This is a genomic window from Roseinatronobacter alkalisoli, from assembly GCF_028745735.1.
In the GTDB taxonomy this organism is placed as follows: Bacteria; Pseudomonadota; Alphaproteobacteria; order Rhodobacterales; family Rhodobacteraceae; genus Roseinatronobacter; species Roseinatronobacter alkalisoli.
Genome location: NZ_JAQZSM010000001.1, coordinates 77,777 through 91,622, shown reverse-complemented (window position 1 = coordinate 91,622; position 13,846 = coordinate 77,777). Strand labels below are relative to the sequence as shown.

General features: G+C 60.7%; 17 protein-coding genes. 4 read left to right on the top strand and 13 right to left on the bottom strand.

Going from position 1 to position 13,846, the window contains the following annotated elements:
• The first annotated feature begins 13 nt into the window (after nucleotides 1-13).
• Nucleotides 14-472 carry a YHS domain-containing (seleno)protein gene (locus tag PUT78_RS00540; protein ID WP_274350038.1) on the top strand — a complete coding sequence of 153 codons (459 nt, stop codon included), beginning with the start codon at nucleotides 14-16 and terminating at the stop codon, nucleotides 470-472.
• Between the two features lie 109 nt (nucleotides 473-581).
• Here the strand turns inward: PUT78_RS00540 and pobA are convergent, their stop codons facing one another.
• A complete protein-coding gene (gene pobA, locus PUT78_RS00535) occupies nucleotides 582-1,751 on the bottom strand; it encodes a 4-hydroxybenzoate 3-monooxygenase (RefSeq protein ID WP_274350037.1) in 1,170 nt (389 codons plus the stop codon).
• Between the two features lie 183 nt (nucleotides 1,752-1,934).
• On the opposite strand from pobA, the gene PUT78_RS00530 reads away from it, so the two are divergent.
• Nucleotides 1,935-2,714, top strand: coding sequence for a helix-turn-helix domain-containing protein (locus tag PUT78_RS00530; protein ID WP_274350036.1), 780 nt, complete (start codon nucleotides 1,935-1,937; stop codon nucleotides 2,712-2,714).
• Nucleotides 2,715-2,992: 278 nt separating this feature from the next.
• On the opposite strand, the gene PUT78_RS00525 is transcribed toward PUT78_RS00530, so the two are convergent.
• The 6 genes from PUT78_RS00525 to pcaD form a co-directional block, all read right to left on the bottom strand.
• Complete coding sequence (locus PUT78_RS00525; protein WP_274350035.1) at nucleotides 2,993-4,315, bottom strand: lyase family protein; 1,323 nt, start codon at nucleotides 4,313-4,315, stop codon at nucleotides 2,993-2,995.
• Nucleotides 4,312-5,145 (bottom strand): 3-oxoadipate:acetyl-CoA acetyltransferase, encoded by an 834-nt coding sequence (locus PUT78_RS00520; RefSeq protein WP_274350034.1) that lies wholly within the window; start codon nucleotides 5,143-5,145, stop codon nucleotides 4,312-4,314. Before PUT78_RS00520 ends, PUT78_RS00525 begins: the two co-directional genes overlap by 4 nt.
• A gap of 84 nt (nucleotides 5,146-5,229) precedes the next feature.
• Nucleotides 5,230-5,829, bottom strand: a complete 600-nt coding sequence (gene pcaG, locus PUT78_RS00515) for a protocatechuate 3,4-dioxygenase subunit alpha (RefSeq protein ID WP_274350033.1) — start codon at nucleotides 5,827-5,829, stop codon at nucleotides 5,230-5,232.
• Nucleotides 5,830-5,831: 2 nt separating this feature from the next.
• Nucleotides 5,832-6,557, bottom strand: coding sequence for a protocatechuate 3,4-dioxygenase subunit beta (gene pcaH, locus PUT78_RS00510; protein ID WP_274350032.1), 726 nt, complete (start codon nucleotides 6,555-6,557; stop codon nucleotides 5,832-5,834).
• Complete coding sequence (gene pcaC / locus PUT78_RS00505) at nucleotides 6,550-6,936, bottom strand: 4-carboxymuconolactone decarboxylase (protein WP_274350031.1); 387 nt, start codon at nucleotides 6,934-6,936, stop codon at nucleotides 6,550-6,552. Before pcaC ends, pcaH begins: the two co-directional genes overlap by 8 nt.
• Entirely contained in the window at nucleotides 6,933-7,718 is a 786-nt protein-coding gene (gene pcaD / locus PUT78_RS00500) for a 3-oxoadipate enol-lactonase (RefSeq protein ID WP_274350030.1), read from the bottom strand. Before pcaD ends, pcaC begins: the two co-directional genes overlap by 4 nt.
• 450 nt (nucleotides 7,719-8,168) lie before the next feature.
• Between pcaD and hemP the strand changes: the two genes are divergently transcribed.
• A complete protein-coding gene (gene hemP, locus PUT78_RS00495) occupies nucleotides 8,169-8,372 on the top strand; it encodes a hemin uptake protein HemP (RefSeq protein WP_274350029.1) in 204 nt (67 codons plus the stop codon).
• A gap of 48 nt (nucleotides 8,373-8,420) precedes the next feature.
• Nucleotides 8,421-8,660: a DUF1289 domain-containing protein gene (locus tag PUT78_RS00490; RefSeq protein ID WP_274350028.1), complete on the top strand. Its 240-nt coding sequence runs from the start codon at nucleotides 8,421-8,423 to the stop codon at nucleotides 8,658-8,660.
• Between the two features lie 6 nt (nucleotides 8,661-8,666).
• On the opposite strand, the gene PUT78_RS00485 is transcribed toward PUT78_RS00490, so the two are convergent.
• The 6 genes from PUT78_RS00485 to PUT78_RS00460 form a co-directional block, all read right to left on the bottom strand.
• A complete protein-coding gene (locus PUT78_RS00485) occupies nucleotides 8,667-9,137 on the bottom strand; it encodes a Dps family protein (RefSeq protein WP_274350027.1) in 471 nt (156 codons plus the stop codon).
• 155 nt (nucleotides 9,138-9,292) lie between these two features.
• A complete protein-coding gene (locus PUT78_RS00480) occupies nucleotides 9,293-9,730 on the bottom strand; it encodes a hypothetical protein (RefSeq protein WP_274350026.1) in 438 nt (145 codons plus the stop codon).
• A gap of 89 nt (nucleotides 9,731-9,819) precedes the next feature.
• Nucleotides 9,820-11,736: a 1-deoxy-D-xylulose-5-phosphate synthase gene (gene dxs / locus PUT78_RS00475; RefSeq protein ID WP_274350025.1), complete on the bottom strand. Its 1,917-nt coding sequence runs from the start codon at nucleotides 11,734-11,736 to the stop codon at nucleotides 9,820-9,822.
• A 45-nt stretch (nucleotides 11,737-11,781) separates the two neighbouring features.
• On the bottom strand, nucleotides 11,782-12,657 hold the full coding sequence (locus PUT78_RS00470) for a polyprenyl synthetase family protein (protein ID WP_274350024.1): 876 nt from the start codon (nucleotides 12,655-12,657) through the stop codon (nucleotides 11,782-11,784).
• The gene (locus tag PUT78_RS00465) at nucleotides 12,654-12,896 is read right to left on the bottom strand and encodes an exodeoxyribonuclease VII small subunit (RefSeq protein ID WP_274350023.1); all 243 of its coding nucleotides are present in this window, start codon (nucleotides 12,894-12,896) and stop codon (nucleotides 12,654-12,656) included. The genes PUT78_RS00470 and PUT78_RS00465 overlap by 4 nt, the downstream gene beginning before the upstream one ends.
• Nucleotides 12,893-13,828, bottom strand: coding sequence for a histone deacetylase family protein (locus PUT78_RS00460; RefSeq protein ID WP_274350022.1), 936 nt, complete (start codon nucleotides 13,826-13,828; stop codon nucleotides 12,893-12,895). The genes PUT78_RS00465 and PUT78_RS00460 overlap by 4 nt, the downstream gene beginning before the upstream one ends.
• Between the last annotated feature and the right edge of the window lie 18 nt (nucleotides 13,829-13,846).

Genomic DNA, 13,846 nt, shown 5'->3' with positions numbered 1-13,846 from the left:
TCAGGGTAAGTCAATGCAAAGGACCGCACCCATGATCACCCGCCGCCACCTGATCCTGTCGGGGCTTTCACTGCCGCTGCTGCCTGCCACGCTGTCGGCGCAATCCGTCTTCACCGAAAACGGTGTGGCGCTGCGTGGCTATGACCCGGTTGCCTATTTCACCGAAGGGCAGCCCCGGCGCGGGGATGCCGCCCATGCTGCCGACTGGGGCGGGGCCATCTGGCATTTCGCAAATCCGGAAAACCGCGCTGCGTTTCTCGCCGATCCGGTGCGCTTTGCCCCGCAATATGGCGGGTACTGCGCCTGGGCCGTGGCCGAAGGCTACACTGCCCCCATCGACCCGCAGGCATGGCGCATTGTTGACGGGCAGTTGTATCTGAACTTCTCGCCCCGCGTGCAGCGCCAATGGGAACGCGACATTCCCGGCAATATCTTACGGGCCGACAGCAACTGGCCGGAACTGCGCGGCTGAATTGCCTGCCCGCTTTGCCTGGTGCAGCTTTCATTCTGGTCTAAATATCCAATAAGTCCTGCCTCAAGGGGGCTTGCCCCCCTGAGGCAGGACAGACTTGACCTGCATATCACAACGGCGTGCCGGTATAGTTTTCCGCAAACAGCTTGCGCGCAGTCGGGTCTGTGGCCAACATGTCCAGTTCCACGCGCTGCATCTGCCGGTCATACTCCGAATGTTCCGGGAAGCGGTGCATCATCGTCGTGACCGACCATGAAAACCGCATCGCCTTCCAGATACGCGCCAACGCCTTTTGCGAATAGCTGTCCAGCCCACTGGGGTCATTGTCGTTATAATGGGCCAGAAGCCCCTGTGACAGATAATGAACATCCGATGTTGCCAGATTCAGCCCCTTGGCCCCGGTCGGCGGCACAATATGGGCCGCGTCCCCGCACAGGAACAACGCGCCCCAGCGCAGCGGCTCGGACACGAAACTGCGCAATGGTGCGATGGATTTCTCGATCGACGCTCCGGTGACCAGATCGGCGGCAACATCCTGCGGAAGGCGCGCTTTCAGTTCCGTCCAGAATGCGTCGTCGGACCAGTCCTCTGCCTTGTCACTCAGGGGCACCTGAATATAGTAGCGCGACAACATCGGGTTGCGCATCGATGCCAGTGCAAATCCGCGCGGGTGGTTTGCATAGATCAGTTCATCGCGCACGGGCGGCGTTTCCGACAGGACACCCAGCCAGCCGAACGGATATACCTTTTCATATTCACGGCGCATATTATCCGGAATTGACCGGCGGCTGACACCGTGGAACCCGTCACAGCCTGCAATGAAATCACATTCCAGACGGAATGACTCGCCGTCCTTGTCCCAAGTGACACTGGGCGCAGCGCCTTTCAGGTCATGCAGGACCACGTTTTCCACACCATGAATATGGGTCGCGCCCAGTGCATCCTGCGCATCATACAGATCGCGCGTTACCTCTGTCTGGCCATAGACCATGACCGTGTGGCCGCAGGCTTCCTGAAAATCAACGCGGATCATTTTCTGATCGCTGCTCAGGTAACAGCCGTCATGCGGGTACCCTTCGCGCTGCATCCGCGCGCCTGCGCCGGCCTGATTGAGCAGATCAACCGTGCAGCGTTCCAGCACACCTGCGCGGATGCGCGACAACACATGGGCGCGGCTTTGGCGTTCCAGCACCACGGTTTCAATTCCCGCGCGGTTCAGCAATTGCGACAGCAACAACCCCGAGGGGCCACCCCCGATTATGGCGACCTGCGTGCGCATGGGTTTTCCTTCCCTGATTTTCTTCATCTGATGGTCATATTAAGGATGCAGCGCATCTGTGGAATGGATTCCGCAGGCCAATTATGGTACTATCCGGACATGATTCCGCAAAATCCCCCCCCTCCCGAAATTCCCGCCTGGCATCTTTATGGTGAACGCGCGCCATTTCCGGATATCGCGCATATGGAACGGATAGTCGACCGCGCCGCCGGGCTGGACTGGCAGATAAAGCCGCATCGCCACACACATCTTTTGCAGATATTTCTGTTGCTTTCCGGCCAGATCACCTTTCATCTGGAAGGGCAGCAGCGCTGCCTTACCCCCCCTGTGGCGCTATGTCTGCCGCCGACAGTGGTTCATGGCTTTGACTTTTCGGCCGAGACAGAGGGGTGGGTCCTCAGCCTGCCTGTGCAGAATTTTCCGGAATTTCTGGCGGATGGTGCGGAACTGGCATTCATTTTGCGGGGGCCAGAAATATTAGCCCCGGCCGCTGCAGTTCAGGATAATTTTAGCCGGTTGTTTGATGTCTGGTCCGAAAACCGACGCTTTCGCAGTACCGCCTTGCGCTGCCTGCTGGGACAGATTCTATGCGCATTATTCAGGGATCACGCCACATCACCCGCCGCACATCCGACAAGAACCGATCCCCGGATTGCCAGATTCCAGTCACTGATTGCGCAGCATTTCAGCGCGCATTGGCAGGTCTCGGATTATGCTGCAACGCTGGGTATGTCCGCGCGCAATCTGGGCCGGTTGTGCAAACACCAGACCGGGCTTTCCCCGCAGGCCATGATCGAAGCGCATCTGATGCGCGAAGCCGCGCGCTTGCTGGCCTATACCCGCATGAGTGCGCAATCCGTCGCGCACCGTCTGGGGTATGACGACCCCAGCTATTTCAATCGGCGTTTCCGGGCGTTTGCCAATATGTCACCGGGGGCATATCGTCGCCGGTTGGACCAATAGCATGATCAGCTCACATCGAACGAGGGTGGAAGATTTTTGGCCTGAAGCAGTCACCCAAAGGCGCGGAATCAAGGCCGCAGGCCGCCGCGCCATCGGCGGGCCGTCCCGCGGCCTGCCGGTTCCGCCAGCGTCATACCAAGCCTTTGATGCCGGAGTATTTCGCCTGCATAAAGTGAACTTCTAGAACGTGGGACCGGCAGTCCCCGGCCCACCGATGGCGCGGGCTTGTGCATAGGTCAACGTCCGCAATAGGCCAGAACCCAACGGCATCGGAAAATTTACGTGCGTTGCGCAAATATTCGGGTGCGCATCGCCTCGGACGCAGCAAGTTGGGATTGCGCCGACAGTGTTACGGCCCAGTCCGCCAGACCCTTGGCACCGTCCAGCCGGTCCAGTGCTTGTGGCAGTGAAATTCCGTCTGCCTGCGCCAGTGCCAGCGCGTTCTTGACCAGTTCCTGCGCTTTGGGGCGGGGCATATGGGCGGCCAGTGCGAAACTTGCGGCCTCTGCCAGGGCCGCGCCATGCCCTGCGTCCAGTTGCATGGACATGCTTGCGGGATCGGCCTTCAGGCTTGCCATTAACTCGGTCGCATGGCGCAACGCGGCCGCAGTTGCCATGCCCATTTGCGGCAGGGCCAGCCATTCCAGCGCCCATGCCGCGCCATCGCGTTCTTCCAGCGGGCTGGCCGCACGGGCAAGGGCGGGCTGCAGACAGGTGGTCCAGTCGGCCAGCGTGATGATTGCTTCCGCCCCGACGGGGTTTGATTTCTGCGGCATGGTGGATGACCCGCCGCCCTGGCCTGCGCGGGCTTCGGCTATTTCGGACCGGCCCATGATGACCAGATCGCGCGCGGCTTTCGCCAGCGCCGCCGACACTGCGGTCAGCCAACCCCCAAGGGCAATGATGGCAGAACGGTCAGTATGCCAGCACGGGGCGTCCGCCAGATGCAATTCCTGCGCCAATGCGGCGGACAGCGCCGCGCCATGCCCCCCCACAGCGCTGGCAGAACCGGACGCGCCACCAAACTGGACACGCAGCAAACGCGCGCGCAGGTCCGGCAAGGCCGCTTCCAGCGCGATCAGCGGCTGCGCCCATGTTGCGATGCGCAACCCGAAACTGATGGGGGTTGCCACCTGACTGCGCGTGCGCCCCGCCATCAGGGTTCGGGCATGCGCCGTGCTGGCGGTCTGCATCAGGTCCAGCACCTGCGTAACCCGTGTGGCCAACAACGTCAGCGCATCGCGCCATTGCAGAATATGTGCGCAATCAACGATATCCTGACTGGTTGCGCCCCAATGCAGGAACTGACCATCCGGCCCCAGTTCCGCCTGCAAACGCTTGACCAGCGCGGGCACCGGCACACCGGCAGCGGCGGTTCCTGCGCCCAGATCGCGCGGCGCGACATGGGTTTGCAACAGCGCGTCCGATATGCGCGCGGCACTGTCCTGCGGGATCAGCCCGACAGTGCCGCAGGCGCGGGCCAAGGCCCCCTCGACCGCGACCATATGCGCGGTGAAGCGGGTTTCAGACAGGATTTCAGCCATATCTGCGTCGCCCAGCAACGGACCCAGAAGCGCGCTGTCAAAAGGGCTGGGCGTCATGACCGCAGCGGCAGGTTCAGAATGTCGCGCGCCTGTTGCCATGTCGCCACTGGCCGGTCATATTTCGCGCATAAATCGGCCGCGCGCGCCACAAGGGCCGCATTGGACGGGGCCAGCCGGTCGCGGTCCAGCCGCACATTGTCTTCCAGTCCGGTGCGGGTATGGCCGCCGCGCGCAATGGCCCATTCATTGACCACAATCTGGTTCGGGCCAATGCCCGCCGCGCACCAGTTCGCATCGGGGGCAAAACGTTTCAGGGTTTCGATATAGATATCCAGAATACGCTCATCCGCGATCATGGCGTTTTTCACGCCCATAACGAACTGAACATAAAGCGGCTGTTTCAATCGCCCGTCACCCGCCATTTTCGCGGCCTGAATGATATGCGACAGATCAAAGGCCTCTATCTCTGGCATGACGTCGTATTTCAGCATTTCGGATGCCAGCCAATCCACCAGATCCGGCGGGTTTTCATAAACCCTCGTCGGGAAGTTATTCGACCCCACCGAAAGCGACGCCATGTCAGGGCGCAGCGGCAGCATTCCGCCGCGTGCCTGCCCGGCACCGGAACGCCCACCCGTGGAAAGCTGGATAATCATTCCAGGGCAGTGTTTTTCCAGCCCCTCCTTCAGGCGCGCGAATTTTTCGGGGTCCGATGACGGGGTTTCATCATCATTGCGCACATGGCAATGCGCGATCGTGGCACCTGCTTCGAATGCTTCCTGCGTGCTTTCAATCTGTTCCGGAATGGTGACCGGCACAGCGGGATTATTGGCCTTGGTCGGCACCGAGCCGGTGATCGCCACAGCGATGATGCAAGGATTTGTCATGACGGGTATGGTCCTTCTCGCGCGCGTTGTGCCCCCCTACCTGCCCGGCTGAGAGATCAGCGCGGGCGGGGGGGGCGGTCTGTATCACATGTCCAGAAACACGGTTTCACCCGCGCCCTGCAAGCGAATATCGAACCGGTATTGCCCCGGACCGGTCTTTTTCGCGATCAGCGTGTCGACGCGCGGGCGCTGTTCGATACGCGCCAGAACGGGGTCGTTGCTGTTATCCTCATCTTCAAAATAGATGCGGGTCTGCAGGCCGATATTGATACCACGCGCCACGATCCACAGCGCGATATGGGGGGCCTGCAAGGTGCCACCGGCTGTTGCGACCGCGCCGGGTTTCACTGTGCGCAGGCAGAACTCGCCCGATTCCGCATCCGCCGCGAACCGGCAGAACCCCGACACGTTGGGGTCCGCACCATCCTGCCCTGCGAATTTGCCCTGCGCATCCGGTTGCCAGCTTTCGATCAGGGCATCGCGCATGGCCCAGCCCGTGCCATCATAGACCGAGCCTGTAATCTCGATCACGTCGCCTTGCGCACCGTCGGAAATGGGGCTTGTGCCGATTTCATCATCAAAAGTTCCGGCATTGCCTGCATAGGTTGGCATCATTCCTATATGGACATAGGGACCGGCAGTCTGCGACGGGGTTTCCTGCAGCATGTCAAGTTTCTGCACCATGATCACATCCCCTCAGGTTTGTTTTCGAACATGCTCTGGCGGCGGCCCCGCAGCACAATGTCGAATTTATAGGCCAGATAATCCAGCGGTTTGGAGGCCGCCATGTCCAGCGGTGCCACCAAACGGTCAAGCTGCGCGCGGTTCTTGATGGTTGCGGCAATCGGGCAAAGCGGGATCAGCGGGTCACCTTCGAAATACATCTGGGTGATCAGGCGCTGCCCGAAGCTATGGCCGAAAACCGAGATGTGAATATGCATGGGCCGCCAGTCATTCGCGCGATTGGGCCATGGATAGGCACCGGGGCGAATGGTCAGGAACTGATACCGCCCGTATTCGTCGGTCAAGGTACGGCCAGCGCCGCCAAAATTGGGGTCAAGGGGCGCAAGATAGCCGTCCTTCTTGTGGCGGTAACGCCCGCCCGCATTGGCCTGCCAGATTTCAACCAACGTGTTGGGCACCGGGCGGCCATGTTCGTCCAGAACGCGCCCATGCATCAGGATACGTTCGCCGACAGCAGGTGCCGCGCCGCGTGTCCAGTTCAGAATCAGGTTGTTGTCCAGCGCGCCCAGACGGCTGTGGCCGAAAGTTGGGCCGGTTTCTTCGGACGGGGTTGAATCCAGCGACAGAAGCGGCAGGTTGGGGGACCGGGGCACGCTGGTCTTGTAGCCCGGATCATATGGGTCGGGGTGTATCGCGCGGTTGCGCGGGATCAATGGTCCATCAAGCATTGTCTGCCGCCTCCATCTCGGCAAAGGTGGCTTTCGCCAGTTTTATCGCATGATTTGCACGCGGAACGCCTGCATAAATCGCAACATGTTGAAAGGCTTCCATCACATCGCGCTGGCTTGCACCGGTATGCGCGGTTGCCCGGATATGCATCGGGATTTCCTCGAAATTGCCAGTTGCGGCCAGCAGGGCCAGCGTCAGCATGGACCGTTCGCGGCGGCTGATCGCATCTGATGCCCAGACAGTGCCCCAGGCCCCTTCGGTGATCAATGTCTGAAAGGGTGTGTCCAAATCGCTGCGCGCGGCTTCTGCACGGTCCACATGGGCATCGCCCAGAACGCTGCGCCGCACAGCCATTCCGGTGTCAAAACGGTTGGTCATGCTGTCTCCTTCAGGAATGCCGTGATCAGGTCTGCCACGCGCGCGGGGGATTCGACGCAGGGCAGATGCCCTGCCCCGTCAATCAGATGGAACTGTGCCCCCAGAAGGCTGGCGGTTGCCCGCACCAGTTCAGGCGGGGTCGCGCCATCCTCGCTTCCGGCCATGGCGATCGCGGGCAGGTCCAGCGCACGGGTTGTGTCAGTCAGGTCCGCGCCCGCAATGGCGGCGCAGCAGCCTGCATACCCGTCGCGCGTTGTACGACACAGCATGTTGCGCCACAGTGCCAGTTCAGCCGCGTTGTCACGGTGAAAGGCGGGGGCGAACCAGCGCGCCATGACTCCATCAGCAAGGGGCGCGATGCCATGCTCCTGCACGGCCTTGATACGGTCCTGCCACATCTGCGCAGGGCCAATCCGCGCCGCCGTATCCATCAGCACAATGCCGCGCACCAGATCGGGGCGCGCATGCGCCAGCCCCTGTGCGATCATCCCGCCGATGGACAGACCGACAACAACCGCTTTCGTGACCTGCAATGCATCCAGAACCGCTGCCGCATCGGCAATCAGATCATCCATCGCATAGGGCGCGGGCGGCGCATCGGACAGCCCATGCCCCCGTTTGTCATAGCGGATCAGACGCAGCCCGTCCGGCAGCAGCGGCAAAACCGCGTCCCACACCCGCAAATCTGTTCCCAATGAATTGGCGAACAGCACAGGCGCGCCATCGCGCGGACCTTCATCGCGGATATGCAGGACAGTACCATTATGTATGACTGTTTTCATGGGCCCATCTTACATAGCACAGGCGACGGAATAAATTATAATCTTGTGCAAAATTCATAACCATGGGGTTAATTATCGCCCGAACGCCCGCCCATATACGGGCGGCGCCGTGCGGAGCGTCCCGAAGCCGGACGTAGCGCTTGACTATTCCGATTATTTTGCTAGGTTTTGGCCAGCAACCAAGCCAACCAACAGGTCAGCCCGGTATACGCATGAATTCGGTATCACTGCCGATCTGTTTCGGACCAAGCACATGACCTTTTCTGCATTGTCGGCACCAGAAAACCCGACACCGCGCAGGGCCACAAACCCCCAGGCCGGGTGCGCTGACGCCACATGCCGTTCGGAATTGCTTGAACGGGTCTGCGAAACCCCTTGCACGTGTCTGACGGAACACGCCGCCCTGACAGATTTTCTGTTGTTCCAGCGTTCAGACCCGTCGCAGCCATCATGACTGAAAAGCACCTGCATTCCAACGGCCCCTTGCACCATGACGCGCAGAACTTCCCCGTCGCCGCGCACATGGACACGGATTTGCCCTGCCATGACGCCGCGATACTGACCAATGGGGGCGTAACTGCGCATATCGCACTTGACGGACAGGTCTATACGCTGCGCATTACCCGGACACGCAAACTAATCTTGACCAAATAACAGCCCAGCCAGTTGCCCTGCCACAGGGCCAGTCAGGACAACACAGCAATGAGCAAGATCCCCTCGCCCTGCATCGACGTGTGCAAATTCAAGCGCGAAGGTCATTGTATCGGATGTTCGATGACCAAAGCGCAGAAATCCATGTTCAAGAAACTGAAAAAAGAAAAACACCAGAAGGCCTTTCTGGACCTTCTGGTGCATCAACAAAACGATCTTGGCAGATATCGCCACTGGGCCGAAGCTTTTCGCAAACGCTGCGAGAAGAAAGGCGTCAAGCCACCGCTGTAGCGTGCATCAGCCCAGATGCGCGCGCAGAAGCCACGCGAATTTTTCATGCACCTGTCCACGCCCGATGGCCAGATCCTGCGTCAGCAGGTCGCCATGCTCTTCGGCAATCGCGGCAGCGCCCGCAAGGGTTGCCGCCAGCGTATCCTGCGCCTTGGCCATGGTTTCGATCATCGCTTCGGCAGTGGCGTGGCCGTCATGTTCCATCACCTTGGAGCGTTTCAGCATGCCCGCAAGCTGCCCTTCCGCGTGTCCGCCAAGTGCTTTCACACGTTCGGCCAGCTCATCCTGCGCGGTGAAGTGATCCTCATATATATTCTGGAACATCGCATGCAGCGGGCCGAAGGCCATGCCGGTGACATTCCAGTGAAAATTCTGTGCAAGCATGGTGGTCACGGCCGTTTCCGCCACGCATTGGTTCAGCGCCTCGCAAATGGCTTCCTGTGCGCTGGGGGTCAATTGTTGTGCTGTCTGGGTCATGAGAACCCTCCTGTCATCTAACAAATCATGGATTGTGCAACACGGGACTGGCTTGCGACACTGCTGGCTACCCGCTTGCAATGAAGATAGGCGAGGCCGGGGTGTGTTTCAAGCTTTTTTAGAAAGATTCTAAATCCTACGGATTCAATCGGATTTCAGACCGGGGCGGGTTTCAGACCGGGCAAGCGGTCTATCATCTGCGCGGTCAACCAGCCCACATGACGGCGCAAATGCAAGGGCAGCCGCGCACGCAACAGAAAGGCCGTGCTGGCGCGGTCATCATGCGAAATTGCATCCATCAGCGCCAACAGCCAGCTTTCATCAAACGAACATTCCTGCGCGCCGGCGCGGTGAATAACCGGACCATGGGCCAACCCCTGTGCCAGAACGCGCAGCAATGCATCAGCATAGGGTTGCGCGCCTTCATGCGGGGCATTTTGCAGGATTGCGCAGGCCTCGAACGGTTCCAGACGGGCCTTGGCGCGGCACTGGCGCATCAACACGCGCAGCAACGTCAATGCCGCCACATGTTTTTCATTCCTGACCCGCTGCTGTGGTGCATGCGGTGCAACGAACTGCTTTTGCAAACCCATCACGATACTCCATTTATTCCCGACTGATATAGTATGGAATAAAGCCTCTGACCAGAGGCTATGTGCATCACCCGCTTCGAAACAGTTGTTCAGGCCCGCTTGCCAAGCTGCGCAACACCCAGCACCGACAGAATCCTGGCTTCGATATCGGGCGCGTTCATTGCCGCAGACGCATACATGTCGTGGGGGTTCGCCTGATCAATGAACGTATCGGGCAGTACCATGGACCGGTATTTCAACCCTGTATCAAACACGCCTTCTTCTGCCAGAAGCTGCGCCACATGGCTGCCAAAGCCGCCAATGGCCCCTTCTTCGATGGTGATCAACGCTTCATGTTCTGCCGCCAATTGCAGGATCAGGTCACGGTCCAGCGGCTTGGCAAAACGCGCATCCGCAACTGTCGGGGTAATCCCCCTGGCCGCCAGGGATTCGCAGGCCAGCAACACCTCTGCAAGGCGCGTGCCAAAGGACAGGATCGCCACGCGCGCCCCTTTGCGGATCATGCGGCCCTTGCCGATTTCCAGCACCTGCCCACGTTCGGGCATTTCAACGCCGGTCCCTTCGCCGCGCGGAAAACGGAACGCAATCGGCCCGTCATCATGGGCGGCGGCGGTGGCAACCATATGCACCAGTTCGGCCTCGTCCGCGGCGGCCATCACCACCATGCCGGGCAGATTGGCCAGAAACGCCACGTCAAAACTGCCCGCATGGGTTGCGCCATCGGCGCCCACCAGCCCCGCGCGGTCAATTGCAAAACGCACCGGCAGGCGCTGAATCGCCACGTCATGCACGACCTGATCATACCCGCGTTGCAGAAACGTGGAGTACATGGCGCAAAACGGTTTCATTCCGCCAGCGGCCAGCCCTGCACAGAATGTCACGCCATGCTGTTCGGCAATGGCCACATCAAACATGCGATTGGGGAACTGGCGCGCAAACAGGTCCAGCCCAGTACCATCGGGCATGGCGGCGGTCACCGCGACGATCTTGTCGTCATGGCGGGCTTCGGTAATCAGCGCTTCGGCAAAGACCTTGGTATAACTTGGCGCATTGGACGGTGCTTTATGCTGCTTGCCAGACACCATGTCGAACTTGGCGCGCGCATGCCCGCGATCTGCCGCCCCTTCGGCGGGCGCATAGCCCTTGCCCTTCTTGGTCAGGACATGAATCAGCATGGGTTCATCCGCGCGGTCGCGCAGGGTGCGCAACACCCACAGCAACTGGTCCAGATCATGGCCATCGATCGGACCAAGATAGTTGAAGCCCAGTTCCTCGAACAAGGTGCCGCCGACGGTGACATGTTTCAGCAGATCCTTGGCGCGGCGCGCCCCTTCCTGAAATGGCCCCGGCAGCAGGCTGAAGGCATTTTTCACGGCATGTTTGATGTCCTGCACCGGCTTGTCGGCGTAAAGCCGTGACAGATAGCTGGACATCGCCCCTGTGGGGGGCGCAATCGACATTTCATTGTCGTTCAGAATGACAAACATGCGCCGCCCCAGATGGCCGGCATTGTTCAGCGCTTCATAAGCCATGCCCGCGCTGATGGCCCCGTCGCCGATAACGGCAATCGCGTCACCCAGCGCCGGGTCGGGCGCACCGCCCAGTTCGCGCGCCATGGTAAAGCCCAATGCGGCGGAAATGCTGGTCGAACTATGGGCCGCGCCGAACGGGTCATAGGGGGATTCCGATCGCTTGGTGAAGCCCGACAGCCCATCCTTCTGGCGCAGCGTCCGCATCCGGTCGCGCCGCCCCGTCAGAATTTTATGCGGATAGCTTTGATGCGACACGTCCCAGATCAGCCGGTCGCGGGGGGTGTCGAATACGGCATGCAGCGCCACGGTCAGTTCCACCACGCCCAGACCAGCGCCCAGATGACCGCCGGTTTCGGAAACAACCGCAATGGTTTCCGCGCGCAATTCATCCGCAAGCTGGCGCAATTCGCGGTCGCTCATCCTTTTCAGATCAGCGGGCGAGGTCACTTTATCCAGAAGCGGTGTCTGCGGCATGGTGATCCCTTTTCCTGCGCGGCGCATTCCCTGAAGAAACGCCCTTCAGGTTTGTCGTGCGATAACGAATTGCGCGGCCTGCCGCAACACATCACCCTGCGCACCATATGGGTCAAGGGCCGCTTGTGCCTGCGCGACAAGATCACGCGCACGCGCACGCGCCCCGTCCAGCCCCAGCAAGGACACGAACGTCGCCTTTCCCGCCGCAGCATCCTTTTGCAACCGTTTGCCCGCAAGGGCCGGGTCGCCTTCGACATCCAGAATATCATCGGCGATCTGAAAGGCCAGCCCCAGCGCACGGGCATAGGCGGTAAGTGGCCCGGTATCAGCGCCAGCCATACGCGGCCCCGCACAGGCCGACCATGCGATAAGCGCACCGGTCTTGCCCGCCTGCAAGGCGGTGATCTGGTCCAGCGTCAGGGGCACGGGCGCGGTTTCGGCCGCGATGTCCAGCGCCTGCCCCAGAACCATGCCCGCCGCCCCTGATGCATGCGCAAGAGTGGTCAGTAATTCCAGCCGCGCCTGCGCTGTCGGCGCGGCAGCGTCCCGCGCCAGCAACCCGAACGCCAGTGCCTGCAACGCATCACCCGCCAGAATCGCGGTCGCTTCGTCCCATTTCACATGCACTGTGGGCTGACCACGGCGCAGGCTGTCATCATCCATTGCGGGCAAATCATCATGCACCAGCGAATAGGCGTGAATCGCCTCTATCGCGGCGGCGGCATGAACTGCCGTTTCCGGTGCCAGCCCGTGCAGACGCGCACTTTCCAGCACCAGAAATGCACGCAGCTTCTTGCCGCCGCGCGTGGCATAGGCCATCGCATCGCGCACAGTGCTGGCAGGCTGGGCCGCGATTTCGGCCTGCAAGCATACATCTGTCAGTGCGGCGGCATCAGCCAGACGGGCGGCAAAGCCGGTCATGCGGTAAACGGCTCCGTCCCTTCGGGCGTCCCGTTTTCCGACAGGCGGATCGCTTCAACCCGCATCTGCGCTGCGTTCAGCCGTTCTTCGCATTGCTTCTTCAGCTTTGCGCCGGTTTCATAAAGCGTGATCGACTGTTCCAGCGGGACATCACCGCGTTCCAGCCGGGTGACGATATCTTCCAGCGCGCGCAGGGCTTCTTCAAAACTCATTTCGGAAACCGGTTTGTCTGTCGTCATGCCTGCTGCTCCATCAAGACTGCCACATGCGCCGCGACTGACGCGCCCAGCGCGGCCAGATCATAGCCCCCTTCCAGCACCGACACCACCCGCCCGTCACAGTGGCGCGCGGCAATATCGCACAGCGCCCCGGTCACCCAGGCAAAATCCTGTTCCACCAGATCAAGCTGGGCCAGCGGGTCATCGCGATGCGCATCAAACCCCGCCGAAATCAGCACCAGTTCAGGCGCGAAACGGTCAAGCTGCGGCAATACCATATCTTCATAAACACGCCGGAATGCCGCGCCGTCGGTGCCCGGCGGCAGTGGTACATTCATGACATTCCCATGTCCGCCACGTTCACCCGCAGCACCCGTGCCGGGCCATAGCGGCATCTGGTGGCTGGAAATGAACAATGCGCGGGGTTCGTCCCATAGCAGGTCTTGTGTGCCGTTGCCGTGATGAACATCGAAATCCACAACAGCCACGCGCGACAGACCGTGCTGTTCCATGGCGTGGCGCGCGGCAATTGCGGCAGTGCCAAACAGGCAAAACCCCATTGGCGTGGCCGTTTCGGCATGGTGCCCCGGCGGGCGCATCCCGACAAAGGCATTACGCGCATCACCGCGCAGCACCAGATCAACCCCCAGACAGGCCCCGCCCGCAGCCCGCAACGCGGCATTCAACGACCCGTTGGACACATGCGTATCCGCGTCCAGCTGGTAAATTCCCGCGGCCGGAATCGATTTGCGGATACGGTCCAGATAGGGTTCGGGGTGACAACGCAGCAATTGCGCGTCACTGGCCATGGGGGCATCATGGCGGACAAGGGCTGCAAATGCGGGGGTATCCAGCGCGGCTGCAATCGCGGCCATGCGGTCAACCTGTTCGGGGTGACCGGCGGGCGTCAGGTGCAAAAGCGCGGCGGAATGGGTAATATATGCTGTTGTCATGGCCAAAAGCTAGACGAT